This window comes from Streptomyces sp. NPDC048352, from assembly GCF_040651895.1.
Lineage (GTDB): Bacteria > Actinomycetota > Actinomycetes > Streptomycetales > Streptomycetaceae > Streptomyces.
Genome location: NZ_JBEZKZ010000012.1, coordinates 33,375 through 55,587, shown reverse-complemented (window position 1 = coordinate 55,587; position 22,213 = coordinate 33,375). Strand labels below are relative to the sequence as shown.

The 22,213-nt window shown below is 71.6% G+C and carries 28 protein-coding genes; 4 read left to right on the top strand and 24 right to left on the bottom strand.

The genetic code is table 11. The features are described 5' to 3' along the window. Nucleotides 1-25: 25 nt before the first annotated feature. From AB0D45_RS09445 to AB0D45_RS09430, 4 genes are all read right to left on the bottom strand, one after another. Nucleotides 26-952: a ketopantoate reductase family protein gene (locus AB0D45_RS09445; RefSeq protein ID WP_362456438.1), complete on the bottom strand. Its 927-nt coding sequence runs from the start codon at nucleotides 950-952 to the stop codon at nucleotides 26-28. After that, nucleotides 952-1,371 carry a hypothetical protein gene (locus tag AB0D45_RS09440; protein WP_362456435.1) on the bottom strand — a complete coding sequence of 140 codons (420 nt, stop codon included), beginning with the start codon at nucleotides 1,369-1,371 and terminating at the stop codon, nucleotides 952-954. The genes AB0D45_RS09445 and AB0D45_RS09440 overlap by 1 nt, the downstream gene beginning before the upstream one ends. Before the next feature lie 258 nt (nucleotides 1,372-1,629). Beyond that, entirely contained in the window at nucleotides 1,630-2,007 is a 378-nt protein-coding gene (locus AB0D45_RS09435) for a 2Fe-2S iron-sulfur cluster binding domain-containing protein (RefSeq protein WP_362456432.1), read from the bottom strand. Beyond that, nucleotides 1,964-3,487 carry a ferritin-like domain-containing protein gene (locus tag AB0D45_RS09430; protein WP_362456429.1) on the bottom strand — a complete coding sequence of 508 codons (1,524 nt, stop codon included), beginning with the start codon at nucleotides 3,485-3,487 and terminating at the stop codon, nucleotides 1,964-1,966. Before AB0D45_RS09430 ends, AB0D45_RS09435 begins: the two co-directional genes overlap by 44 nt. A gap of 87 nt (nucleotides 3,488-3,574) precedes the next feature. On the opposite strand from AB0D45_RS09430, the gene AB0D45_RS09425 reads away from it, so the two are divergent. Beyond that, on the top strand, nucleotides 3,575-4,522 hold the full coding sequence (locus tag AB0D45_RS09425; protein WP_361609952.1) for a diiron oxygenase: 948 nt from the start codon (nucleotides 3,575-3,577) through the stop codon (nucleotides 4,520-4,522). A 50-nt stretch (nucleotides 4,523-4,572) separates the two neighbouring features. Here AB0D45_RS09425 and AB0D45_RS09420 read toward each other — a convergent pair whose 3' ends face one another. The 5 genes from AB0D45_RS09420 to fdxA all read right to left on the bottom strand — a co-directional run bounded on the left by AB0D45_RS09420 (nucleotide 4,573) and on the right by fdxA (nucleotide 8,996). Then, entirely contained in the window at nucleotides 4,573-5,526 is a 954-nt protein-coding gene (locus AB0D45_RS09420) for a zinc-binding alcohol dehydrogenase family protein (RefSeq protein WP_362456426.1), read from the bottom strand. Beyond that, on the bottom strand, nucleotides 5,523-6,689 hold the full coding sequence (locus tag AB0D45_RS09415) for an aminotransferase class V-fold PLP-dependent enzyme (protein ID WP_362456423.1): 1,167 nt from the start codon (nucleotides 6,687-6,689) through the stop codon (nucleotides 5,523-5,525). The genes AB0D45_RS09420 and AB0D45_RS09415 overlap by 4 nt, the downstream gene beginning before the upstream one ends. Nucleotides 6,690-6,794: 105 nt before the next feature. Then, nucleotides 6,795-7,175: a cupin domain-containing protein gene (locus tag AB0D45_RS09410; RefSeq protein WP_361609955.1), complete on the bottom strand. Its 381-nt coding sequence runs from the start codon at nucleotides 7,173-7,175 to the stop codon at nucleotides 6,795-6,797. Between the two features lie 18 nt (nucleotides 7,176-7,193). Beyond that, nucleotides 7,194-8,627 carry an AmmeMemoRadiSam system radical SAM enzyme gene (gene amrS / locus AB0D45_RS09405; RefSeq protein WP_362456420.1) on the bottom strand — a complete coding sequence of 478 codons (1,434 nt, stop codon included), beginning with the start codon at nucleotides 8,625-8,627 and terminating at the stop codon, nucleotides 7,194-7,196. Nucleotides 8,628-8,642: 15 nt separating this feature from the next. Further along, complete coding sequence (gene fdxA, locus AB0D45_RS09400; RefSeq protein ID WP_362456417.1) at nucleotides 8,643-8,996, bottom strand: ferredoxin; 354 nt, start codon at nucleotides 8,994-8,996, stop codon at nucleotides 8,643-8,645. A gap of 102 nt (nucleotides 8,997-9,098) precedes the next feature. On the opposite strand from fdxA, the gene AB0D45_RS09395 reads away from it, so the two are divergent. Further along, nucleotides 9,099-9,848, top strand: coding sequence for a type 1 glutamine amidotransferase (locus AB0D45_RS09395; protein WP_362456414.1), 750 nt, complete (start codon nucleotides 9,099-9,101; stop codon nucleotides 9,846-9,848). 75 nt (nucleotides 9,849-9,923) lie between these two features. Here the strand turns inward: AB0D45_RS09395 and AB0D45_RS09390 are convergent, their stop codons facing one another. Both AB0D45_RS09390 and AB0D45_RS09385 read right to left on the bottom strand, forming a co-directional pair. Continuing rightward, complete coding sequence (locus tag AB0D45_RS09390; RefSeq protein WP_362456411.1) at nucleotides 9,924-10,814, bottom strand: ParB/RepB/Spo0J family partition protein; 891 nt, start codon at nucleotides 10,812-10,814, stop codon at nucleotides 9,924-9,926. A 122-nt stretch (nucleotides 10,815-10,936) separates the two neighbouring features. After that, nucleotides 10,937-11,554 carry a LysE family transporter gene (locus AB0D45_RS09385; protein ID WP_361611283.1) on the bottom strand — a complete coding sequence of 206 codons (618 nt, stop codon included), beginning with the start codon at nucleotides 11,552-11,554 and terminating at the stop codon, nucleotides 10,937-10,939. Nucleotides 11,555-11,863: 309 nt separating this feature from the next. On the opposite strand from AB0D45_RS09385, the gene AB0D45_RS09380 reads away from it, so the two are divergent. After that, nucleotides 11,864-13,168 (top strand): Nramp family divalent metal transporter, encoded by a 1,305-nt coding sequence (locus AB0D45_RS09380; protein ID WP_362456408.1) that lies wholly within the window; start codon nucleotides 11,864-11,866, stop codon nucleotides 13,166-13,168. A gap of 91 nt (nucleotides 13,169-13,259) precedes the next feature. On the opposite strand, the gene AB0D45_RS09375 is transcribed toward AB0D45_RS09380, so the two are convergent. The 12 genes from AB0D45_RS09375 to AB0D45_RS09320 form a co-directional block, all read right to left on the bottom strand. Next, nucleotides 13,260-13,646, bottom strand: coding sequence for a hypothetical protein (locus AB0D45_RS09375; protein ID WP_361611802.1), 387 nt, complete (start codon nucleotides 13,644-13,646; stop codon nucleotides 13,260-13,262). 41 nt (nucleotides 13,647-13,687) lie between these two features. Next, a complete protein-coding gene (locus AB0D45_RS09370; RefSeq protein ID WP_362456404.1) occupies nucleotides 13,688-13,960 on the bottom strand; it encodes a gas vesicle protein K in 273 nt (90 codons plus the stop codon). After that, nucleotides 13,957-14,139, bottom strand: a complete 183-nt coding sequence (locus AB0D45_RS09365) for a gas vesicle protein (RefSeq protein ID WP_361611807.1) — start codon at nucleotides 14,137-14,139, stop codon at nucleotides 13,957-13,959. The genes AB0D45_RS09370 and AB0D45_RS09365 overlap by 4 nt, the downstream gene beginning before the upstream one ends. Further along, nucleotides 14,136-14,957, bottom strand: coding sequence for a GvpL/GvpF family gas vesicle protein (locus AB0D45_RS09360; protein WP_362456401.1), 822 nt, complete (start codon nucleotides 14,955-14,957; stop codon nucleotides 14,136-14,138). Before AB0D45_RS09360 ends, AB0D45_RS09365 begins: the two co-directional genes overlap by 4 nt. Beyond that, nucleotides 14,954-15,271 carry a gas vesicle protein gene (locus AB0D45_RS09355; RefSeq protein ID WP_361611693.1) on the bottom strand — a complete coding sequence of 106 codons (318 nt, stop codon included), beginning with the start codon at nucleotides 15,269-15,271 and terminating at the stop codon, nucleotides 14,954-14,956. The genes AB0D45_RS09360 and AB0D45_RS09355 overlap by 4 nt, the downstream gene beginning before the upstream one ends. After that, on the bottom strand, nucleotides 15,268-16,344 hold the full coding sequence (locus AB0D45_RS09350) for an SRPBCC family protein (protein ID WP_362456398.1): 1,077 nt from the start codon (nucleotides 16,342-16,344) through the stop codon (nucleotides 15,268-15,270). Before AB0D45_RS09350 ends, AB0D45_RS09355 begins: the two co-directional genes overlap by 4 nt. Next, the gene (locus tag AB0D45_RS09345) at nucleotides 16,337-16,999 is read right to left on the bottom strand and encodes a DNA primase (RefSeq protein WP_362456395.1); all 663 of its coding nucleotides are present in this window, start codon (nucleotides 16,997-16,999) and stop codon (nucleotides 16,337-16,339) included. Before AB0D45_RS09345 ends, AB0D45_RS09350 begins: the two co-directional genes overlap by 8 nt. Beyond that, complete coding sequence (locus AB0D45_RS09340; protein WP_362456392.1) at nucleotides 16,996-17,232, bottom strand: gas vesicle protein GvpG; 237 nt, start codon at nucleotides 17,230-17,232, stop codon at nucleotides 16,996-16,998. The genes AB0D45_RS09345 and AB0D45_RS09340 overlap by 4 nt, the downstream gene beginning before the upstream one ends. A gap of 2 nt (nucleotides 17,233-17,234) precedes the next feature. Then, the gene (locus tag AB0D45_RS09335; RefSeq protein ID WP_361607893.1) at nucleotides 17,235-17,954 is read right to left on the bottom strand and encodes a GvpL/GvpF family gas vesicle protein; all 720 of its coding nucleotides are present in this window, start codon (nucleotides 17,952-17,954) and stop codon (nucleotides 17,235-17,237) included. Then, nucleotides 17,951-18,385 (bottom strand): gas vesicle structural protein GvpA, encoded by a 435-nt coding sequence (locus AB0D45_RS09330; protein ID WP_361607896.1) that lies wholly within the window; start codon nucleotides 18,383-18,385, stop codon nucleotides 17,951-17,953. Before AB0D45_RS09330 ends, AB0D45_RS09335 begins: the two co-directional genes overlap by 4 nt. Nucleotides 18,386-18,444: 59 nt before the next feature. Continuing rightward, complete coding sequence (gvpO, locus tag AB0D45_RS09325; protein WP_361607899.1) at nucleotides 18,445-18,753, bottom strand: gas vesicle protein GvpO; 309 nt, start codon at nucleotides 18,751-18,753, stop codon at nucleotides 18,445-18,447. 202 nt (nucleotides 18,754-18,955) lie between these two features. After that, the gene (locus tag AB0D45_RS09320; RefSeq protein ID WP_362456576.1) at nucleotides 18,956-19,768 is read right to left on the bottom strand and encodes a LysR family transcriptional regulator; all 813 of its coding nucleotides are present in this window, start codon (nucleotides 19,766-19,768) and stop codon (nucleotides 18,956-18,958) included. On the opposite strand from AB0D45_RS09320, the gene AB0D45_RS09315 reads away from it, so the two are divergent. Then, a complete protein-coding gene (locus AB0D45_RS09315; RefSeq protein WP_362456573.1) occupies nucleotides 19,728-20,453 on the top strand; it encodes an SDR family NAD(P)-dependent oxidoreductase in 726 nt (241 codons plus the stop codon). The two genes, AB0D45_RS09320 and AB0D45_RS09315, sit on opposite strands and share 41 nt — an antisense overlap. A gap of 188 nt (nucleotides 20,454-20,641) precedes the next feature. On the opposite strand, the gene AB0D45_RS09310 is transcribed toward AB0D45_RS09315, so the two are convergent. Then, complete coding sequence (locus AB0D45_RS09310; RefSeq protein WP_362456388.1) at nucleotides 20,642-22,075, bottom strand: amidohydrolase family protein; 1,434 nt, start codon at nucleotides 22,073-22,075, stop codon at nucleotides 20,642-20,644. Nucleotides 22,076-22,213 lie beyond the last annotated feature (138 nt).

Below are 22,213 nucleotides of genomic sequence, written 5' to 3'. Positions count from 1 at the left end.
GTCCAGGGCCGGTCTTGTGGTGTCGTCAGCCCAGCGACCGCTGGTAGACGTTCAGGTGGGTGTACGCGAGCCGGAGCAGCGGCATGCCCACCGCGCGCCGGTCCCCCCGCTCGATGAGGTCGCCGAGCACGTGGGAGGCCTCCACCGGTCCGCCGCGCAGGAGGTCGCGGTAGAGCGAGGACGCGGTGTCCGACTCCGGCTGGGTGAGGGCCGCCAGACTCTGCTTCAGGGACTCGGCCCGCACCGGACGCCCGCAGGCGGCCGCGACGGCCGCGCATTCCGCGAGGGTCCGGGCGGCGAAGTCCCGGCCGCCGGGGCTCGCGACGACATCGCCGATCACTCCGCGCATCAGACAGGTCACCGCCCCCACCGCGGCGACGTGCACCCACTTCTCCCACATCTCCTGGGTGATGTCGTCGGAGTGCCGGACGGTGAAGCCCGCGCCGCGCAGAGCCGCGTCGACCGCCCGGACGCGGGCCGGTGCGACCGCAGGGGCCGCGCCGCACGTGCCGTAGGCGATCTCCTGGGTGCTGTTCAGCTGGAGGACGCTGCCGTCCTCGTCGAGCAGGGTGGTCACCCGGCAGACCCCTCCGAGCACCGTGCTCGAACCGTACTTCTGCCGCAGCAGCGGGATGTGGCGCATCCCGTTGAGCAGGGGCAGGATCACCGTGCGCGGGCCGACGGCCGGGGCGAGGTCGGTGAGCGTCCGGTCCAGGGAGTACGCCTTGACGGCCAGCAGGACGAGGTCGTACTCGCCCAGCAGCTGGTCCGCGCAGGCCAGCTTCGGGTCCAGGCACAGGTCACCGTGCGGGCTGCGGATCACGAGCCCCGTGGAGCGCAGTCGAACCGCCCGCGCGGGCCGCACGAGGAAGGTGACGTCACGGCCCGCTTCGGCCAAGCGCCCGCCGAAGTAGCCGCCGGTGGCGCCGGCCCCGACGACGAGGATCCGCATCAGGACGCTGAACCGGAGGGGGCCCGCAGCGCCATGCCCCGTTCGTCCCGCGCGAAGACCGGCGGCCACCCGTCGCGGCGCAGCCCGTCGAGCGTCGCCGCGGTCTCGGCGACGATCGCGTCGGCCGACTCGGCCAGCACCTCGGCGTCCACGGCGAAGCGTCCGGCATCCTCCACGCCGCCCAGCTCCAGGGTGCGGACGCCGTCGCGCAGGCGCTCGCCCAGCCAGCCGAGCGGATCGCGGCTCAGGTCCTCGTCGTACAGCCGCTTGAACGCCTCGCCGTTCTCCATCGCGGGATGCCAGTGCACGCGGTCCTGGGCCCCCGGAGCGGACTCCAGCAGGTCGAAGCGGCAGATCGCCCGCGCGAGGGTGAGCGCCCGGGAGACGTAGATCGATCCCGGCAGGCCGTCCCTTTCCACGAACCGGAGCTCGAGGCGCGCCCCGCATTCACGGCCGTCCTGCGGGCGGTTGGGATTGTGAAAGTCGACGGATTCCACCGTGACGCAAAGCCTTTCGGCGATAAACAGATGCATGGAAGTAGGTAAGCACCGGTGCCGAGTTGCTGTCAACGAACGGGACCGCCGGACGGAGCGGCCGGGAAAACTAAATGAGCGGCCGGCGTGATCGGTTTTCGATCACGCCGGCCGCTGACCGCTCTCCGGCACGGGCACCGGAAATCATCCTCGGGGGACCGGAAGTCCGTTCCGAATCCGGTGCTCACGGAAATCGGCATGCCGGCCCGCCACCACGCTCATGTCCGACAGGGGGCGGGCAGAACAGAGCAGGGAGAATCCGGCCGCCGCGTCGGCCGCGTAGAAGCGCTTGGCTTCCGAATGGTCCGCCGTGCCCTGCACCACTCGCGCGGCGCAGGTGGTGCACCAGCCCTGGCAGCAGGTCCGGGGGAGGAATATCCCGTTCCTGGCGGCCGCGTCGAGGAGTGTTTCGTTCCGGTGGGCGAATATCGTGTGGACGGCCCCCTCGAACTCGATGCGGATCGTGAAACCCTCCGGGTTACGGGTGTCCGAAGGGCTTGTTCCGGCTCCAGGGGGCGTCACCGATCTCACCCCGCTTGAAGTGTCCGGACGGGCGGGCGACGCCGTCCCGCTCCATGCTGAGCAGTTCGATGAACCAGGCCTCGTGCTCGATCTCCTCGTTGAGGATGCGCATCGCGAGCTCGTAGGTCCTGGGGTCCTTGCCGAAGGTCATGTCGCAGATCTCCCACCAGGAGCGCACGGCGCAGCGCTCGGCCTCCAGGAGCACGGTCAGGATCTCCACCGAGTCGGCGGGGCTGACCGCGTCCGCGCCGTCGGCCCCCCAGGTGAGCCGGCCGTTGTTCGTGTTGGGCAGGTAGGCGTCCGGGCAGCCGGCCCGGTCGGCGAAGTCCCTGATGTCGAACGGAATGGTGCCGCCCAGCTCGAAGATCCTCGGGGTGATCAGCTCGAAGTGCGAGCGGTCCTCCAGGCGGGCGTCCTCGGCGATCGCCTTGTAGTCCTCCTTGCCCGCGAGGAAGTGCCGCAGCACGGTGTAGTAGTAGTACGTCGTGAACTCGGCCGCGGCGGCGTCGATCAGCTTCTCCCGCAGCGCGACGACGTCGACGCCCCGCTCCTCCAGCTGCTCGACGCCCGCCCGGCGGGTCAGGTCGCCCTCCGCGACCCGGCCCCGGTAGGGACGGGACGCGGCTGCCGCCGCGGTGGGGGCGGACGGGGCGTTGCCGGCGGACGGGCGGGAAGCCCCGGGCGGTGCGACGGTCGTGGTCGTCCGGGCGCCGCGCTCCAGCTGCTGGACGGCCTTGCGCTCGCCGCAGCAGCCGGCGCCGCCGGACGCCTGCGCGCCGCCGGCGGCGCGCGTCTCGCCGTTCACCAGGTACCGCTCGAACGCCTCCACGGGGCTCATGCCCGAACGGACGGCGTCGCGCAGGTACTCCTCCTTGGCGGCCACGTCGACGGCCTCGTCGGCGACCTTCGCGGCGACCTCCCGCGGCACGATCACCACGCCCGAGCCGTCGGCGACCAGGTAGTCCCCGGGAGCGATCCGGACCCCCTCGATGTGCACCGGCTCCTTGCCCCAGCTCACCCAGTCACCGCGCTGGATGAAGCCCTGCGGCCGGACGAACCGGGAGATCACGGGGAAGCCCATCTGCCGCACGGTGTGCACGTCGCGGGCGCCGCCGTCGATGAGCGCGCCGGCCGCTCCCTGGGCCTGGAGCGCGGTGATGGAGAGGTCGCCGAATATGGAGGCGTCAATTCCGTTCATTTGCACGACCGTGATGTGGCCGGACGGCACGGAGGCCAGCATTTCGAAGAGTCCCCGGGCGCTCTTGCCGTGGGAGACGGCGAGCGGATTGGGCGTGCACTCCACCGGATACACCGGCCCGACCATGCGCATCGTGGGGTCGGGGAAGAGGAAGTTCCCCGAAAGGCTCTGCTTGACGTAGCCGAGGCCGTCGAGGATGTCGGTAAGGGCCCCCGTGTAAGCGGTGCTCAGCTTGCTGACGACATCCGCGTCGACGAACCACTCGTTGGTCGCTTCGGTCATTTCGCTGCCCCTTGATTTCGGCGGTGTATTCGGTCGATTCTTTGGCGGTGGCCGTATTCGGCCACCGCCTTTCACCGGAGGATCACTGTGCCTTTTGCAGCAGACTCGCGCCAGTACCGGTCCTGCTTTTCCAGCTGGGAGAACAGGTCGAGCGTCCGTGCCAAGCCGCGCCGCGTATTGGAGGAACTGGAGGCGGGAAAGGTGTTCTTCCCGCCGGAACTGGTTCCGGCTCTCTACCACCCCATGGTCAGGGAGCGGGAGGAGGAGGTCATCAAGAGCTTGCTGCTGCAGCGCCTCTACATCTATCTCGATTTCACCGCGGATCTCGAACAGCTCGTCGTATCGCCGGTCACCCAGCTCATCAGCCGCCGGCGCAGCGGATTCGATCTGCCGGACGAGATGGTCCGGGACTCCTACAGGATCTGTACGGACGAGGCCTGGCACGCGCAGTTCTCCGACGACCTGCAGGAGCAGCTGATCGCCGCCACCCGCGAACGCCCGTGCGCCGCCAGGCAGCAGCCCTACTTCCTCACCCGGCTGGAGGCTCTGAAGGACGGACTCGAACCGCAGTACCGGCCCCTGGCCGATCTCTTCTTCACCGTGGTCTCGGAGACGTTGATCTCCAGCATCCTGTCGGGGATACCCAAGGACCAGCGGGTGTGCACGGTGGTGCGGGAGACGATCGCCGACCACGCCGAGGACGAGGGCCGGCACCACGCCTACTTCGTCAAGTTCTTCGAGTACGCGTGGCCTCAGCTGACGGACAGGGAACGCGATCTGGTCGGGGCGCTGCTGCCGGAGTTCACGCTCGCGTTCCTGCGCCCCGACGTGGACGCGGCGCACGACATGCTCAGGTTCACCGGGCTGGACTTCGAGGCGGTCACGGGAGTGGTCGAGGAGACGTATCCGGACGGGCGTCTGCGGGCGGAGATGCGCGCTGCGGCGGCCTCCACGCTGCGTCTGTTCGAACGCAATGGGGTCTTCGAGTCGAGCAAGGTGGCCGACTCCTTCTTCCAGTGTGGGCTACTGGGGTGAAGCGCGGATCGAGCCGGCCGGGCGCGGGCAGCGGCCGGCTCGATCAGCCATCAGGACCTGACGTCGAGCAGAACTTTGCCCGCGGCGTCCCGGTTGGTCAATGTCCGCAGGGCCGCTCCGACCTGGGTCAGGGGCAGGACCTCGTGCACCGGAACGACCAGCGAACCGTCGAGTGCCGCCCGCAGGGCCAGTTCCGTGCCGGACCGGATCCGCTCCGGGGGCTCACCCACGCCCCCGTACCCGATCACGCTCAGGTTCCTGCGGTACAGCACCCGCATGGGGACCGTGCTCTGCGGGCCGGCGCTCGTGCCGTAGCTGATCAGACGGCCGCGCTCGGCGAGCAGTTCCAGCGCGGCGGCCGTGAACGCGCCGCCGAGGGCGTCGAACACCACGGTCGGGGCCGCCGCCCCGGCCACGGCTTCGGCCAGGTCGCCCGCCGTCGCGGCCAGAACCGGTTCGGCGCCGGCCGCGGCGATGGCCTTCGCCTTTCCGGCTCCCGCGGTCTGCCCCCATACCCGGGCGCCCGCGGCGCGGCACAGGCTGATCACCGCCAGGCCCACGCCGCCGCCGGCGCCGAGCACCAGCACCCGGTCGTCCCGGTCGACCCGGCCCAGGTCCCCGGTCACCCGGATCGCGGTGGTGCCGACGACCGCCGCCGAGGCGGCGGCGGTCAGTGCCACCCCGTCCGGAACCGGCACCAGCGCCTCGCGGGGTGCGACGACCCGTTCGGCCCAGGTACCGTCCCGTACGATCCCCAGTCCGCCGCCGTGCACCACCACCGGGCGGCCTTCGCACATGCCCGCGCCTTCCACGCCCAGGACGCGCGGCCGGGGGGCCTCGCCCGCGACCGAGCCCTGGATGACGTACGTGTCCAGGGGGTTCAGGGCGGCGAAGTGCAGATCGACCACCACCTCGCCCGCGCCGGGTTCGCGCAGCTCGACCTCGGCCACCTCCGGTGGGCGGCCGGTGTGGGTGAGACGGGCCGCGAGGGTGCGAGTCGTCACGAGTGCCTCCGCAAGGTCCGCAGCGCGGTCCGTACCGCGCCGATCGCCCGGGTGATGTCCGCGTCCTCCACCGTTCCCAGGTGCCCGACGCGGAACGTCCGGAAGCCGGTGGCCCGGTAGGTCCCGGCGGGCAGGACGACCCCCTGCTCGGCGACCGCCCCGAGGAACTCGTCGCTCGTCAGGCCTCGGGGCACCACCCCGACGGTCAGGCCGTTGGCCCGTTCCCGCGGCTCCGGGACCAGCAGCCCCACGTCCAGTTCGGCCAGACCCGTGTGCAAGGCGTCGCGCAGCGCCGCGTGCCGGGCGACCCGCGCCCCGCGCCCCTCGGCCAGTGCCAGCCGGAGCGCTTCGGACAGGCCGAGGACCAGGTTGCCGGCGGGTGACTGGCAGTACGCGAACTCGCCGCGCTCCAGCGCGGCCATGACCGGCATCCAGGGCTTCAGGTCGAGTGCGTACGCGTGGGGCGTCCAGTCCCGGTCGCGCATCGCGTCGACGGCACGGGGGCCCAGCGCGTGCATGGCCAGGCCGGGCGGCCCGGCGAGCCCCTTCGGCGGGCCGCCGAGGTACGCGTCCAGATCCCACGCGTCCATGGCGATGTCCTCCGCGCCGACGGCCGAGACCCCGTCCACCAGGCACAGGGCGCCGTGGTCGTGCGCCAGCCGGGCCATCTGCGGGAGGTCCGCGCGGACCCCGCTGCTGGAGTCGACGTGGACCACGAGCAGGGCCTGGTGGCGCCGCCGGGACAGCAGCGTCCCGAGCAGGTCGGGATCGGGCGCCCGCCCCGCCGGGAACCTCGGCGCGTGGACGGGTATGCCGTGGCGCAGGCAGATGTCGCGCCAGCGGTCCCCCCACATGCCGGTGGAGGCCACGAGGACGGGGACGCCGGGCCGCAGCAGGCTGACGGCCAGGCTTTCCATACCGCTGGTGCCGGTCCCCGGAACCAGCGCCACCTCCGCCGCGGCCGAGCCGACCAGCCGGCGCGTCCTGGCCAGGCAGCGGCCGAACTCGGCGATGAACTCCGGGTCGGTGATGGGCGGGGTGGGCGCGGACATCCGCTCCAGGACGGACGGTGCCGGCCGGGTGGGGCCGACCACCATGGCCAGCGGCTCTTCCTTGGCGGCCGGCTGGCCCTCTGATTGGCCTGTCGAGGCCTGTGTGCTCAAGACTTCCCCTTCCTCGGGGGCCGGTGACTGCTGGTGGACGGGGCCGGACAGCAGCCCGGGCGGCAGCCTGCCGGCTGCCGCCCGGTGCTTTCGGCCGCCCCGGGATCAGGAGTGCTCGTCCTCCCACTGCGCGTAGTCCGCGCGGTAGGGGGTGAAGACGTCCAGGGCCACCGACTTCTCGATGGCGTGCACCTGGTGCTCGATCCCGCCCCTCACCACGAAGCTGTCGCCGGCGACGGCCTCGAAGTCCTCGTCACCGGCGCGCACGCGGATGTGGCCCGAGACGAGGTAGGCGAGCTGCTCGTGGGGGTGGCTGTGCAGCGGGAAGACGGAACCCTTCTCCATCACGTGCTCGACCAGCATCAGCGTGTCGTTGTGGGCGAGGACGCGTCGGGTGAGGTTGTCGAACGCCTCCCGTCCGGTGACGTCGGCGCCCTTCACGATGACGATGTCGGGGCTCTCGGAGGAGCCGTTGCTCGTGGTCATGTGTGGTCCGTCTCCTTGTCAGCGCCGCGAGTCGAACAGCGGCAGGGGGGTGATGTCCGCGTTCAGCGAGCCGTTGTCCGCCTCCGTGGTGGGGAAGTGCGCACGGTCGAAGACCTGGTGCAGGGAGGAGGTGCAGCCCTGCGGCACGGCGACGGCCACGCCGAGCTCGTCGAGCTCGGACTTGGCGGCGATGAACCGGTAGCTCTCCTGCGGCTGGAGCCGGAGCACCGACCAGGGGGTGCCGGAGGTGCTGGAACGGTTGCGCCGGTAGTAGACCTGCTTGGTCTCCGCGCTGTCGTTGCGCACCTGGACGTGCAGCGCCCGCACGTCGCCGTACCAGTCGAAGTCGGCGACGTCGAAGTCGCCGCCGGGAGGCAGTTCGTTCACGGTCGGGGGGAAGGTGGAGCCCCCGGGGATGCGCCGGATGTTGGCGTCGGCGCCGCAGTTCGTGCAGGCTCCCTCCTCGTTCACTCCGAGGAGGCGGGCGTTGAGCCCGTAGCGGGTGATCTGCAGCTCCTGGCAGTTGTGGCAGCGCGTGTTGGTCGACTCGGTGTCGTACACGTTGCCCAGGTAGACGTGGCGCAGCCCCATGTCCAGCCCCACCCGGCGGGCGGCTTCGAGCCGTTCGACGGGAGTGCGGATGGAATCGGTCATCTTGTAGTCCGGGTGGAAGCGCACGTAGTGGGTGGGCACTTCGGGGCCGAGCCGGTCGAGTACGAACTTGCCCACGTCGTAGGCGGTCTTCTCGTCGTCGCTGAGGTCGGTCACCATCAGCGTCGACACCTCGACGTGCTTGCCGGCCCGGTAGACCTGCTCCGTACCGTCGAGCACGGGCTCCAGCCAGCCCTTGGTGATCTTGCGGTAGTACTTCGGGTCGATCGACTTGATGGAGACGGAGAAGATGTCGATGACCGGGATCAGTTCCTCGATGGCCTCGGGGGAGATGAAGAAGGCCGACTTGTAGAGGTTGACGATCCCCGCTTCCTTGGCGAGGGCCGCCGTCTCCACGACGAACTCGTGCCACACCACCGGGTCGTTGTACGTCCACGAGATCACCTTGATGTCGTGGCGCTTCGCGATGTCGATGACCTCTTGCGGCGAGTAGTAGAAGACGTCCTTGTCCTCGACGTACTTGGCCTGCGACGTCTTCCAGTTGTGGCAGTAGTCGCAATTCAGCATGCACCCGATGTTGCCCATCGAGAGGATGCGGGCACCGGGCTCGTAATGGAATACGGCCTCGGTCTCGATGGTCTCCTCGGTGGCATGGACCGAACGCCCGTAGTTCAGGCTGACCAGCCGTCCGTCGCGGTTCGCCCGGACCATGCAGAATCCGTGCTGACCGGGCCTGATCTTGCAGTTCCGCGGGCTCAGGTGACATCGGACGACGTCGTCGGGGAGGCGCTCCTCAAGCCGCGCGGGGTAACCGATTTCCTGCCACTTCTTGTCTGCCATCTGCTTCTCCCTGGACTACTCGGACTGGTTGGTGACGGCGTCCCTCGACGCGGTCGGCAGCGCGGAGACGACGGGGTGGTCCACCTGCCGGGCGGGGACGCCGGCAGCTCCGCCCGGGCTGCCGATGTCGGTGGTCTCCACGAAGAAGGCGCGGTTGACCTCGGTGTAGTGCGCCCACTCGTCGGGCAGTTCATCGGCGGGGAATATGGCCTCCACCGGACAGGCCGGTTCGCAGGCGTGGCAGTCGATGCATTCGTCCGGCTGTATGTACAGGGAACGATTTCCCTCGTATATACAGTCAACCGGGCACACGTCCAGGCATGCTTTGTCCTTGATGTCGACGCAGGGTTCTGCGATCACGTAGGTCATGCGGAATACCCTATTCGTGAGAGCGGGCAGAGCTGGACGATAGAGTGAAACTCGGAAATCGACCAGATCGCTTCGGCGATATCGCTACGACAGGGGAGTGACATGAACGGGAGCGGGCGCACGAAAAGCGATGGCCCTCTGCGCATCGTAGTGCTTCAGCATGCGGGCTGGGAGGGACCGGGCACCTTCGGCCGGCTGCTCGACGAAAGCGGGGCAGCCGTTGTCCCCGTCAGGGTCGACAAAGGGGAGCAGCCGCCGGCCCTGAGGTCGGTGGACGGAATTCTCGCCATGGGCGGCCCCATGAGCGTCAACGACGATGTGCCCTGGATAGCGCCGGAGAAGGAATACATTCGCCGGGCCGTCGGCGCCGGTGTGCCCTTCTTCGGTGTGTGCCTCGGTGCCCAGCTGCTGGCCGCGAGCCTCGGGGCCCGGGTCGAGCCGGCCCGCGCACACTACGGCCTCCACCCGGTGGACATGGCGCCCGGCTCCTTCACGGACCCGCTCTTCGGCGGACTGCCCCGGAGCGTTCCCGTCTTCCAGTGGCACGGCGAGAACTTCGGCCTGCCGCCCGGTGCCGTACGGCTCGCCGGCTCCCCGGGGTGCCCCAACGAGGCGATGCGGGTGGGGGAGAGCGCCTACGGGATCCAGTTCCACCTGGAGGTCGACGAGGCGCTGCTGGGGGAGTGGCTGGCCGTACCCCGGTGCAGGGAGGAGCTGGCCGAACGGTGCGGCCCGGACGCGCCCGAGGCGGTCACCGCGGGGCTGGCGGTCGGTGCGCTGCGCGTGCAGCGGTGTGCCCGCCGGGTGTGGGGCGGGTGGATGGACCTCGTGGCGGCCCGCGGCGGCGTCTGACGCGCGCGGAGCCGCGACCGCCGCCGGCCGGCCGGCGCGTACGCCGGCCAGTGCGGGTGCGGGGGCGGGGGCGGGTCAGAGGCTCTCCTTCCTGCGCTGCTCGAGGCGGATGGACAGGCGCTGGAGGTCCTCGGCGCAGTTGAGGGCGAAGTCCGTGAGGACCTCCAGGCAGTGCGCCGGCACTTGTTCGGCGATGATCTGCCAGTGCGCCGCGGTCACGACGTGGACCTCCAGGAGGCGCAGCAGCGTACGGCCGGCCTCGGTGTAGCGCAGCGACGGGTCGGAGCGCAGCCGCTGGAGGCTGGCCTTCCAGTCGAGGCTCCGGTCCATCACGGGTACGGACTGGCGTGCGGCCGCCCGTCCCTCCGCAGCCGACGTCCGCTGGGTGATGTTGAGGAAGCGGCACGGCGGGGTGCTCTGCCCGTCCCGGGCCTCGGGTAAGTCCTCGGCGCCGCGCGGTCCGTCGCGGCCGTCGGCACCGGACCCGGCCGCACGGGCGGTGCGGACGGGGCGGGTTCTGCCGTCCAGCCCGATGCGCGCGGTCGACTGGGGAATTTCCCCAGTTGACTGGCGACGCAGGGCCCCGACCGTCTTGTGCGTCAGCCCTGCCTTCGCCGCCACCGCCCGGTCGGACCAGTGCGGATGGGCCTGCACGATGCGCAGGGCGGCGGCCTTCCGGTCGGCCAGGGTGAGGGGAAGGCCGTGCCGCACGTTGGTCTCGACCGCGAGGACGAACGCCTCCTCGGTGTCGCCGTCGAAGAACCGCGCCCGGATGGTCCGGTCGGCACGGATCTTCGCCGCTTCGAGCCGGTGCATCCCGTCTATCACCCGCATGGTCTGCCGGTGCACGAGGATGGGGGGCAGCTCCGCGCCCGTCTCCGCCAGGAGCTGGGCGTGCGTACTGCTGCTGCCCGCGCTCCGCGGCGAGTCGGCGGGGAGGACGGTGCCGATCGGGATCTCGATCACCGGCGGCTGTTGCCCGTCCGCCGGTTGGGAAGGGGTCGGTGTGATGTCCGGACAGTGCTCGCTTTCTTTCACAGACATACCTCCAGGGCTGAACTGGACTGGTGAGCCAGGAAGGACGCGCGTCAACTCAGAAGGAGTCGACCAGCCAGGAAAATGATGACCCCATTGCCGATCACCGCCGTGGCAAGCCGGCCCTTGTTGCTCGTCAGTACGCGACCGACGAGCGCTCCGCCGACGGCGAGGAGCGCCTGCCAGCTGGCGGACGCGACGAATGCGGCAACGACGAAGACGAGGCCGCCCATACGGGGCCAGTCGTCATTGCGTAGCGCCAGCACCAGCGCGGAGAAGTAGATGATGGTCAACGGGTTGAGGATAGTCAGTCCCAGAAATTGCAGGTAGACCTTCACCGGACCGGTCGCCTCGATGCGCCGCACGGAGTCCGGGTCCAATGAGCTGCGGACGGCGGTCGTCAGCCCCTTCACCGCCAGGGCGAGCAGCACGATGGCCGCGGCCCATTTCATGGGCTCGGCGACGGGTCGCAGGAGGCCGGCCAGGGCGGCCCCCGTTGACGCTGCGATGAGTGCGTAAAGGCCGTCGGCAGTAGCCGTTCCCATTGCACCGGCGAGACCGGTGCGTAAGGATGTCTGTGCAGAAAGTGTGACGATCATGACGGTAATTGCGCCCACGGGCATGGCGATGCCATAGCCGGCGAGCACGCCGGCAATCAGTATGTCGTTCATTTCTTCCCCCGATATGCCTGCAACCGGTTTCGGCATAACCGGATTGCTGGCGTTATACAACTGTTGACTCGAGAACGAGTCAAGCCCCCGTCAGGCGTGTTCGTGACCTGGTTCTCGGCGGTTTCACCCCACCGGCCGGCGGCCCCGAGCTCCCCCCGGGCCACCGCTCCCGGCGGGCGGCGGGAAGCGGGCCCCGCGCCGCGCCGCCCCGGCGCCCTCACTCGTGACTACACCGCAGGTCGTCTCCTTCGGCGGCTCGGCTCCTTCGAGCACAACCTACGCCCAGCCGCTCAGAATGGAGAACATGCGATGAACTCCCCTACGGTCGACGGGTTGCCGGACGGCGGGCAGCTGCTCGGGCCGCGCCGTGGACTCCGCAGGCGGGCCCAGGGACTCGTCATGATCGGTCCGGCGTTCGCCGCGGCCATCGCCTACGTCGACCCGGGCAACTTCGCCACCAACTTCGCGGCCGGATCCGACTTCGGCTACCGGCTGCTCTGGGTCGTCGTCACCGCCAACACGGTGGGGATGCTCGTCCAGTTCCTCTCGGCGAAACTGGGGCTGGCGACCGGGCGCAACCTCGCGCAGGCCTGCCGGGAGCGCTACCCCCGCCCCGTGGTGTGGGGCATGTGGGTCCAGGCCGAACTGGTCGCGATGGCCACCGACCTGGCCGAGGTGATCGGCGGAGCCGTCGCCCTGTCGCTGCTGTTCGACCTGCCGCTCGCGGTGGGCGGCGTACTGGTCACCGCCCTGTCCTTCGTCATCCTCGCCGTGGATGCCCGCGGCAGGCGGAAGTTCGAGGCGGTCGTCGCCGGCTGCCTCGCGTGCATCCTCATGGGCTTCGGATGGAACCTCCTGGTGGCCGGCGTCCCGCTCGGCGACGTCGCCTCCGGGCTGCTGCCGACCATGCCCGGCTCCGAGGCGCTGCTGATCGCCGGCGGCATCGTCGGTGCCACGGTCATGCCGCACGTCGTGTACCTGCATTCCGATCTGGCGCGCCGGCACAGGACCGACACCGCCGCCGGCACGGCGACCGGCAGCCTTCCGATGGTCCACGAGGACCAGCGGCGGCTCCTCTGGCAGGTACGCCTCGACGTGGTCGTCGCACTCGCCTTCGCCGGCGTGGCCAACATGGCGATGCTGGTCCTCGCCGCCCGGCTCTTCCACGGGGGGCCGGCCGGAGCCGACACCCTGGAGGGCATCCACGCCGGTCTCGGCGCCCTGCTCGGCGGCGGGGCCGCGGTGGCCTTCGCCGCCGCACTGCTCGCGTCGGGCCTGGCTTCGTCCGCCGTCGGAACCTACGCCGGCCAGGTCATCATGGCCGGGTTCCTCCGGCGCTCCGTACCGCTCGTGCTGCGCCGGCTGGTCACGGTGTCACCGGCGCTCGTCGTCCTGCTCCTGGGGATCGACCCCACGCAAGCCCTGATCTGGTCGCAGCTCACGCTGTCGTTCGGCATCCCCTTCGTCCTCATCCCCCTGGTCGGGTTCACCCGCGACAAGAAGGTGATGGGGCCGTTGGTGAACACCCGCGCCACCACGGTCGCCGCCGGCTGCCTGGCCGCGGTCGTCGTCAGCCTCAACGTGGTGCTCGCGGTCACCGTGCTCACCTCCTGACGCGCGTGCGGCTGCTCCCGGCAGACACGCCGGAGGGGGCCCCGGGGACGTGTCCCCGGGGCCCCCTCCGATGCGGGGACCGTGACCGGTCTCAGAGGCGGCCGCCCGTCAGGCGGGAGAGCGGGCCGCGCCGGCGCAGGCCCGCCCGGCGGCCGATCGCGTACGTACCACTGAGGACCGCCGCGGTGCCTCCGGCCGTGAGGGCGGTGATGGCCTTGCGGGCCCTGACCACCGTCCACACCCGTCCGAGATTGCCGAGGCTGCCCCGTACGGCGGCCGCGGCCGCCTGCGTCTTCTCGGCCAGAGGTGCGGGCAGGGCCGTGAGGCTGCCGGTCACCGATTCCCTGGCGTCCGCCGCGGAACCGGCCGCCGACCGGGCGGCCCTGGTGGCCCGCCCGCGCGTGGTCGTCCCGTTGGAGGAGGACCGGGAACCGCTGCCGTTCGTCTTGGCGTTGTCGGGCTTCTCTGATGCAGTCATGTAGCGCGTGTTGCCGGATCCGGGCCCGGTATTCGCGTTTCCTACAGGAGTTTGCCGAGGGGGCCGAGGTCGATGTTGAGGTCCTGCGGCTCCAGGCCGAAACGGGTCCGCAGCAGCTCCATGCGGTCCTCCAGGAGCATGAGGGTCAGGCCGAGCCGTTCTTCCTGGTCCTCGGTCAGGTCCCCGACCTCGACACGGCGCAGGGCCTGGCGCTCCATGAGCTGCCGCAGCAGTTCGACGACGGTCAGCACCAGACGGGCCAGGTCCCGTTCGACGGTATCGGGGTCGAGCTCGACGCGTCGCGGGGTGGTCACGCGTTCACCTGCTTCCAGGGGGAGGGCACGGCGTCGTTGACCGAGCTGATGAGGGCTTTCAGGTCGATGCGGACCAGGTCGATGTCGGCGATGCTCAGCGTGATGTCCCCGGCCAGCACCACCCCACCGGCCAGCAGCCGGTCCAGGAGGTCCACGAGGGCGACCTCTTCACCGGTCATCGCCGCTGCTCCTGCGGGTCCGCGGCGGCCTGGGCGAAGGAGTACGGGACCCACGGGCCGGTGACCTCGCTGCGCAGGCCGGGCGGCAGCCCGTCCGGCCCCGGGAGGGCGTCGAGGAAGGCCCGGCGCGCCTCGCGGGGGACGAGGTAGGCGGCGTTCAGGACGTTGGCGTCCGCGATCCCGGACAACTGCGCCTGCTGCGGGGCGTGCAGGACCGCTCCGGCAGCCCGCTCGGCCAGCCGGCGGTGGAGCTCCTCGGCGGTGCGGGCTGCCAGCCCGGCCCGCTCCTCGCGCCGGCGGCGGTCGCCGAGGCGGCGGCGCAGGTAGTCCCGCCCCGAGGCCGCCCCGGCGTCACCGCCGGGACCGGCCGCCGGGCGGGCGGGGGAGGGGCCCGCCGCCGCGGCCGGCGCGGAGTCCGCCGCGTACAGCTTCACCCCCCATTCCTCCGCACCCGCCACCCGGTCCAACGCCTCGGAGAGCCGCTCCCGCCCCTCGGCCAGCAGCCGGAGGACGCCCTCCTCGCCCCGGCACACGGTCGCCAGCCTCAGCGGCACCGTGGTGCGGGAGCCCCCGACCGCGGCCACCACCCGGTGGTGGGTCCGGGCGAGGAGGGTGAGCCGGTCCAGGTCCTCCAGCAGCCGCGGCAGGGCGGCCTCGTCGTACTCCGCCGGATCGACCGGCTCCGCGACGGCGGCCAGCACACCGTCGTCCACCACCGTGATGCCCGAGCCCGCCAGGCCCCGGACGCCCTCGGTGTCCGGGGCGGGGGCCCCGGAGGCCACGACGGTGTACACGTAGAACAGGTCCCGCTCGCTCATCCCCGCTCCTGACGTTCCTCGAGCTCCGCGACGCGCCGCCGCAGCTCCTCGTTCTCCCGGCCGAGTTCGCGGTGGCGGGCCTTGGAGGAGAGCGCCGGGTCCTGCTCCCACCAGTCGATGCCCATCTCCTTGGCGCGGTCCACCGATGCCACCACCAGGCGCAGCTTGATGGTGAGCAGCTCGATGTCGAGCAGGTTGATGCGGATGTCGCCGGCGATGACGACGCCCTTGTCGAGGACCCGTTCGAGGATGTCGGCGAGGTTGGCGCTGGAGCCGTCGTCGTAGGGACGCGGCAGGCCGGAGGGCATCGTCATGACCGGCGGCGCCCCTCGCGGCGGCCCGCCGGGGCCTCCTCGGGACCGGCCCCTTCGGGGTCGTCCTCCTCGTCGTAGGGATCCTCCTCCTCGGCCGGCTCGTAGTCCTCGTCCTCGACCTCGTCCGCGTAGTCCTCCTCCTCGTCCTGCGCGTCCGCTTCGTCCTCGAACGCCTCGTCCTCGTACGGTGCTTCGTCCTCGTACGCCTCGTCCTCGTACGCCGCCTCGTCGGCGGCGTCGTACGCCTCGTCGGCGGCCGCGTCCTCGTCGCGGGCGACGACCTCGCCGTCCTCGATCCGGCCCCGCCAGCCGTCGGGCTGCTCTCCCTCGAGGGTGAGGAACTGGGCGTAGTTCTTCAGGTCCAGACGGACCCGGCGGCCCTGGGCCCGCCACAGGTTGCCGGCCTTCTCCATCAGGCCCCGGGGGTGGTACTCGACGGCGAGCAGTACCCGGGTCAGGCCGTCCGCGAGGGCGTGGAAGGTGACCACCCCGCGCGTCGTGCCCTTGGCCCCCTCGGAGCTCCACGCGATGCGCTCGTCGGGGATCTGCTCGGTGATGTGCGCGGTCCACGAGCGGCTGGACCAGAAGATCCGGGCGTTCCAGTCGCTGGTGGTGTCACCGGTGGAGGAGGCGCTCGTGACCCCCCGCGCGAACTCCGGGAAGTCGCGGTAGCGGGTCCACTGGTTGTAGGCGTCCCGGACGTCGACCCCGACATCGACCGATTCGAGGATGACGGTGGGCCTGCCACCGCCGCCCTTGCCGTTCCGGCGCCCTAGCCGACGGCTCACGGCCCGGCCGGCCCCGTCCTTGAGGCGTCGGGCACCGACTTCCACGGCGGCACGGACGGGCCCCTTGCCCTGGGCGATCTTGCGGGCGCCGTCCAGGGCGAGGGACTTCAGCCCGGGGCTCGTGCCGTCGGCGATGTCGTTCAGGTGCGCGGCGGAGCGGCCGAGGCTCCTGCCGGCACCGACCAGGAGGCGTTCGGCCTGGGCCAGCACGTACGCCTCCAGCTCCTGCCTGACCCGGTCGGCGGCGGGGCTGTCCTTCAGCCTGGCGAGGGTCGAGTCAGCCATCGTCGCTCCCCTCGCCGCGGCTGGCCGTCCGCTTGGCCGGCCGGCGCCGGCCGGTTCCGCTCCCGCCCGACGCGTCGCCGGACGTGCCCGACGACGCCTTGCCGCCCGTGCGCCGGGCGGAGGACGCCGACCGGGACGCGGCCTTCTTCGCGGGCGCCCGCCGCGCCGGGCGGGAACCGCCTTCCGCGTCCTCGTCCTCCGGGCCCGCGTCGTCCGCCGCGTCGGCCGCGTCATCCGCGCGGGCCCGCCGCCGGGGGGCCCGGCCCTTCGCGGGCCGGGCCCCGGCCTTCTCCTCGGCCCCGTCGGGGCCGTCACCGCTGCCACCGGACGGGAGCAGCCCGTCCAGCCGGTCCTGCACGTCCCGGGTACGGGTGTGCAGCCGGTCGGCGACCGCCTCCAGCCGCCGGTCCACCAGCGCGCCCACCGCGGCCGACCCGACCCCCCGCAGGTCCTCGCTGAGCTGCTCGCGTATCTCCTTGAACTGCGGGTGGTCCTTCAGCCGGCTGCCCACGAAGGAGGCCAGGGCCTCCGCGTCGGGTTTCAGCTTCTTGCCCATGACCAGGGTTCCCACGGTGAAGGCGAGCTTCGCCTTCTTGGTCCGCCCCAGCAGGTACCCCGCACCCACGGCCAGGCCGATCGACATACGGTTGTTCATCGCGGTTGCGCCCTGCTTTCCAGTCGTGCCAGGAGCTCGTCCTCCCGGCGGTCGAACTCGGACTCGTCCATCTCGCCGGCCTCGAAAGCGGCCACCAGGCGGGCGAGTTCCCGATGGACCACGGCCGGGTCGTAGTACTGCCGCTCGGCTTCGGCGACCACCTGCTGCAGGACCCAGGCGGTTCCCCGGACCGGGGCGGCGGGCAGCAGCAGCACCTCCTTGAGGAGTCCCACGGTCACTCCGCGTCCGCGAAGCTGTAGGAGGGCAGCGGTCCCGTCACCTGCACCTGGAGGTGCTCGTGCTGGAGGTGGAGACGGCGCACCGCCTCCAGGAACTCCTCCCGCTGCTCCCGCGCCACCAGGAAGGACAGGTTCGCCAGCCAGCCCGTGCCCTCGGGGCCGTACCTCAGGCCGGCCGCGTACGGCCGCAGCGTCTGCTCGACCAGCGCGGCGTCCGCCTGCTCCTGGGCGGAGACGGCCCGGGCCACCCGCTCCCCGAACGCCAGCCGCTGCTCGTGGGTGCCGCCGCCGGCCGCCCGGTTGGCCTCGTGCAGGCTGCGCAGCTCCGGATCCGCGCTGACCACGGCGAAGAGGACCGCCTCCTCCTCGTGCGAGGCCTTGACGTTGAACTCGTCCTTGCCCTCCAGCGCCGCCAGCCGCTCCAGGTAGCGCTCCTGGCGCTCTTCGAGCACGGAGGTGACCGTGTCGTCGTCGGGGGAGACCCCGCCGAACCGCAGGGGCAGGACGGGGCCGCCCCCGCCCGCCTGGATCACCACCCGCTGATGGGCGAGCAGATCACGCCGCTTGGCCTTCAGTTCCGCGGGCGCGTCGCTGACCAGGGCCACCAGCTTCCCGGCACGCACGGTGCGCACCGGCAGCGGCGGCTCCCCGATGCCTTCGAGGGAACCGGGCAGGTTCTGCCCGGCGCGGGTGATGCCGTAGACGTACGTACTCATTCCTTCTCCTCCCGGCGGGCGGTGGTACGCCGGCTGCGGGGCCGGCTCTCGGTCTTCTCCTCGGACGCCTCGTCACGGGCCTGGCTGAAGGCGTCCGATATCGTCTGCGCGGCGCCGCTCAGAGCGCCCTTGGTCTTTCCGCGGGCCCCGGACTCGGTGACCTCGCCCACCAGGTCGGGCAGGCCCGGGCTCTTGCGCGGTCCGGCTTCCAGGTCGAGCCGGTTGCACGCCTCGGCGAACCGCAGGTAGGTGTCCACGCTCGCCACGACGACGCGCACGTCGATCTTGAGGATCTCGATGCCGACCAGGGAGACGCGCACGAAGGCGTCGATCACCAGGCCGCGGTCCAGAACCAGTTCGAGTACGTCGTACAGGCCGCTGGAACCGCCGCCAGAGGCGGCCGGTGCGGGCTGGGCAGGAACGACAGTCATAACTTCCGGATCCCTTTCGTCTTCGGGGACTGGGGCCGGGACATGGGGGGACCGCCACCTCAGCGGCGGTCCGCACGACCCCTCTCGTATCGGCGGGTGCGCCGGTAGCCGATGAGCTCGCCTTCGGCGTCGACCTCGACCTCGTAGGAGGCCAGCAGGCTCATCGTGTCCGGGACGCGCTCCAGTTCGAGCACCTCGACGGACAGGCGCCACGCACCGTCCTCGCCGCGCTCGCAGGAGCTGACCCCCTCGGCCGGCTGCGACAGCAGCTCCGAGAGCTGCTCCATCGCGGCTCTGATCACCGAGGAGGCCCTCACGCGCTGCTTGCCGCCCGCCTTCTTCTCTTCTTCGTCAGGTGCGTTGGCCATGACTTCCTCCTGGCGCGTATGTCCGTCCGTTCCGGCCTCAAACAGGACGGCCGGCACGCGGTCGGCCGTCCCGGCGTCAGGAGCGCTTCTGTTCCGCCTGGTTCGTACGAAACCCCGGCGGCCGGTGCTGCGCACCACCGCCGGGGAAACGGCGCCCGCCAGGCCGTCCGGATGAAGTGGAGCCCGGCCGGGCGGGTGGGAGCTACCGGAGACGTGTCGCGGTCCGGACGAGGTCGGCGACGGCTCTGGACCGGCTGTGCGGTGGCCAGGCGATCACGGTGGTGACTGCCGGCGCGTCCAGCACGGGCACCGCGGCCAGGTCACCGTGCAGTTGGGCTCGGCACGACTCCGGTGAGACTGCGCAGGCACGGCCGAGCGCGACGAGCTGCAACAACTGCGCGTGGTCGCGGACCTGCGGGCCCGGGCCGGGCGGGTAGGTGCCGTCGGGGTCGGGCCAGCGGGGAAGGGGCAGGCCCGGCAGCCCGGTGATGTCGGCCAAGTGCACATGGGCCCGGGCGGTGAGCGGATGCCCGGCCGGCAGGACCACGACCTGGCTCTCCGTGCTGAGCTCTTCGGTGTGGAACCCGGCCGTCGAGTCGAACGGCCGGTGCAGCAGCGCCACGTCGGCCCGGCCCTCGCGCAGGAACCGTTCCTGCTCGGCCGGACCGCACAGGATGACGTCGACGGGGACCGCGCCGGGTTCGGCGGCGTACGCGTCGAGCAGTCCCGCCAGCAGTTCCCTGGACGCGCTGGCCTTCGTGACCAGGACCAGGCCGGGGCGGCCGGTCACGGAAAGGGCGGCGCGGCGGGTCCGGCGCTCGGCGGCCTCGACCGCGTCGAGGGCCGCCCGGCCCTCGACCAACAGCACCGAGCCGGCCTCGGTCAGCGTGACGGTGCGACTGGTCCGGTCCAACAGCACGGCCCCCAGTCGGCGTTCGAGCCGCTGGATCGCCCGTGACAACGGCGGCTGCGCGATCCCGAGCCGCTGCGCGGCACGCCCGAAGTGCAGCGGAATCGGTTACGAGATCGCCGCGGGCCTGGGCGCCCTCGGCTGGAGCGTCGGCGTCGGCGCCCGCGACGACCAGCGGCGGAGCGCCGCGGTGGAGAAGCTGCGCGCCGCCGGCATCGACGCGTTCGCCGTACCGCTGGACGTGACCGACGACGCGAGCGTGACCGCCGCCGCACGGCTGATCGACCAACAGGCCGGACGCCTCGACGTGCTCGTCAACAACGCCGCCATCACAGGCGACATGCCACAGGAGCCCACCCGCATCGCCCCCGCCACCCTCCACACGGTCGTGGACACCAACGTGATCGGCGTCATCCGCGTCACCAACGCGATGCTGCCGCTGCTGCGCCGCTCCGCAGCACCCCGGATCGTCAACATGTCCAGCAGTGTCGGCTCCCTCACCCGGCAGTCGGGGCCCGCAGCCGAGCAGACGACGGGTCCGGTGTCCGCGGCGTACGCGCCGTCGAAGACGTTCCTGAACGCCGTCACCCTCCAGTACGTCCGGGAGCTGCGCGGCACGAACATCCTGATCAACGCTGGCTGCCCCGGCTACGTCGCCACCGACCTCAACGGCTTCCGCGGCGTGCGCACCCCCGAACAGGGCGCGGCGATCGCCATCACCCTCGCGACCCTGCCCGACGACGGCCCCACCGGACAGTTCTTCGACGACGCCGGCACAGTGCCCTGGTGAGGGCACGGCGGCCAGCACCCGAAAACAGGCTGATGCCGCCGCGCCCACGCCACGCTCCGGTGCCGCCACCGGCTCCCACCCCCGTGAGCCGGGGAGCGGAACCGCGAGGAGGGCCGTTGTTCGCGATCCCGCCCCGGTTCGGGGATGCCGAGCCGGTCACTCCCGCGGTGATGCGGCCCTGTTCGGCTTCAGCTCCGAACGACGGTCGTCCGGACGGCCGCGCGCAGGCGGGTCGCGGCCGCCTCGGCTTCCCGTACGACGCGGTCCGTGTCGACGTCGACCAGCCGGCCGCCGAGTTTCAGCGCCCGCCCGTCGACGAACACCGCGTCGATGTTCTCGGGCCGCCCGTTGAAGACGATCTGGCCGACCCAGTCGAAGCGCGGTGCGAAGTTCAGCGCGGCCGGATCGATGACCACCAGGTCGGCCCGTTTGCCGGGGGTCAGGGAGCCCACCCGGTCGGCGATGCCGAGGACTTCGGCCCCGCCCAGGGTGGCCATCCGCAGGACGTCCGGCACCTGCGGGAAGACACCGGCCTCGGTCGTGCGGGCGCGTTGCAGGCCGATGGCCGTCTTCATCAGCGCGTGGAAGTCGGAGCTGTCGTTGGTGCCCCCGTCCAGGCCCAGCCCGACCTTGACGCCCCGTCGGCCCAGCTCGGACAGCCGCATGATGCCGGAGGCCAGCCGCATGTTGCTGAGCGGGCAGTGGGCCGCGCGCACGTCGTGCTCGGCGATGGCGGCGATCTCCGCGTCCGTGAGGTGGATCGCGTGGTTGATCAGCAGCCGCGGTCCCAGCGCGCCGATGTCCGTGAGGACCCCGATGGGGTCGTCGGCGCGCTGCTCGGGGCGTTCCAGGACATGGGAGTTGAGCATGACCCCCAGTTCCCGGGCCGTCTCCCAGTGGGCGCGGTTGAGGTGCTCGACGGCCCGCGCCGCGTGGGTGGCGACCTGGAAGGAGGCGAGCGGTACGGGGTCGACGAGTTCCCTCTTCACCTTCGCGGGCAGCACCCCGTCGGGCGCAGGCGGGAACATCGCGTACGTGAACCGCACCCCGGTGTCGGCCAGGGCCCGTACGTAACTCTCGATGAGGTCGTACGAGAAGATGTCCACCCAGTCCACGAGCGTGGTCACGCCCGACTGGACGGCGTCGAGGGCGGCGAGCCGCACGAAGCTGTGGAGCGCCTCCGGCGTCAGGCGGCCGCGCTGGGGGTCGGTACACGCCTGGAACCAGCCGAATAAGTCCCGGTCGGTGCACCCGCCGCGGATCACGGCCTGCCAGAGGTGGTTGTGGGTGTCGACGAAGCCCGGCATGACCAGTTTGCCCGCGGCGTCCAGCACCCGGGCGCCCGGCGGCGTCTGCAGCGCCGGGCCGACGGCGGCGATGGCACCGTTGCGCATCAGGACGTCGGCGTTCTCGACGGCGCCGAGGGGACCGCTGCCGACGGCGGGGTCCATGGTCAGGACGAGGGACGCTCCGCGGAGCAGCACGGTCGGGCCGCCCGGAACGGGCGGGCGGGAGGGGCGGGGGGTGGCACCGAGCAGGAGCGGAGTGGCGGCGGCCAGGCCGAGGCCGGCGAGGAGATCGCGGCGGCTGGGGGCCGACGGCGACGTGGGGGCGGGCTGCATGGCGTGTTACCTCCCGGGGCTCAGAACGGAAGGCCCGCCCGGGCGGGACGCTGGGACGGAGCGTCGAGCGGGGGCGGGAAGTCACACGCAGCATTCCCAGCGAACGACCAGACGATAGACGTCAGCGGAAAACTTTTT

Bases quoted from the DNA above. Each gene is read 5' to 3' on its own strand.
- amrS (WP_362456420.1), bottom strand. From the start codon at position 8,627: ATGGCAGACAAGAAGTGGCAGGAAATCGGTTACCCCGCGCGGCTTGAG.
- AB0D45_RS09335 (WP_361607893.1), bottom strand. From the start codon at position 17,954: ATGAGTACGTACGTCTACGGCATCACCCGCGCCGGGCAGAACCTGCCC.
- AB0D45_RS09330 (WP_361607896.1), bottom strand. From the start codon at position 18,385: ATGACTGTCGTTCCTGCCCAGCCCGCACCGGCCGCCTCTGGCGGCGGT.
- AB0D45_RS09430 (WP_362456429.1), bottom strand. From the start codon at position 3,487: ATGACCGAAGCGACCAACGAGTGGTTCGTCGACGCGGATGTCGTCAGC.
- AB0D45_RS09395 (WP_362456414.1), top strand. From the start codon at position 9,099: ATGAACGGGAGCGGGCGCACGAAAAGCGATGGCCCTCTGCGCATCGTA.
- fdxA (WP_362456417.1), bottom strand. From the start codon at position 8,996: ATGACCTACGTGATCGCAGAACCCTGCGTCGACATCAAGGACAAAGCA.
- AB0D45_RS09310 (WP_362456388.1), bottom strand. From the start codon at position 22,075: ATGCAGCCCGCCCCCACGTCGCCGTCGGCCCCCAGCCGCCGCGATCTC.
- AB0D45_RS09345 (WP_362456395.1), bottom strand. From the start codon at position 16,999: ATGAACAACCGTATGTCGATCGGCCTGGCCGTGGGTGCGGGGTACCTG.
- AB0D45_RS09410 (WP_361609955.1), bottom strand. From the start codon at position 7,175: ATGACCACGAGCAACGGCTCCTCCGAGAGCCCCGACATCGTCATCGTG.
- AB0D45_RS09350 (WP_362456398.1), bottom strand. From the start codon at position 16,344: ATGGCTGACTCGACCCTCGCCAGGCTGAAGGACAGCCCCGCCGCCGAC.
- AB0D45_RS09355 (WP_361611693.1), bottom strand. From the start codon at position 15,271: ATGACGATGCCCTCCGGCCTGCCGCGTCCCTACGACGACGGCTCCAGC.
- AB0D45_RS09375 (WP_361611802.1), bottom strand. From the start codon at position 13,646: ATGACTGCATCAGAGAAGCCCGACAACGCCAAGACGAACGGCAGCGGT.
- AB0D45_RS09380 (WP_362456408.1), top strand. From the start codon at position 11,864: ATGAACTCCCCTACGGTCGACGGGTTGCCGGACGGCGGGCAGCTGCTC.
- AB0D45_RS09360 (WP_362456401.1), bottom strand. From the start codon at position 14,957: ATGAGCGAGCGGGACCTGTTCTACGTGTACACCGTCGTGGCCTCCGGG.
- gvpO (WP_361607899.1), bottom strand. From the start codon at position 18,753: ATGGCCAACGCACCTGACGAAGAAGAGAAGAAGGCGGGCGGCAAGCAG.
- AB0D45_RS09385 (WP_361611283.1), bottom strand. From the start codon at position 11,554: ATGAACGACATACTGATTGCCGGCGTGCTCGCCGGCTATGGCATCGCC.
- AB0D45_RS09365 (WP_361611807.1), bottom strand. From the start codon at position 14,139: ATGACCGGTGAAGAGGTCGCCCTCGTGGACCTCCTGGACCGGCTGCTG.
- AB0D45_RS09445 (WP_362456438.1), bottom strand. From the start codon at position 952: ATGCGGATCCTCGTCGTCGGGGCCGGCGCCACCGGCGGCTACTTCGGC.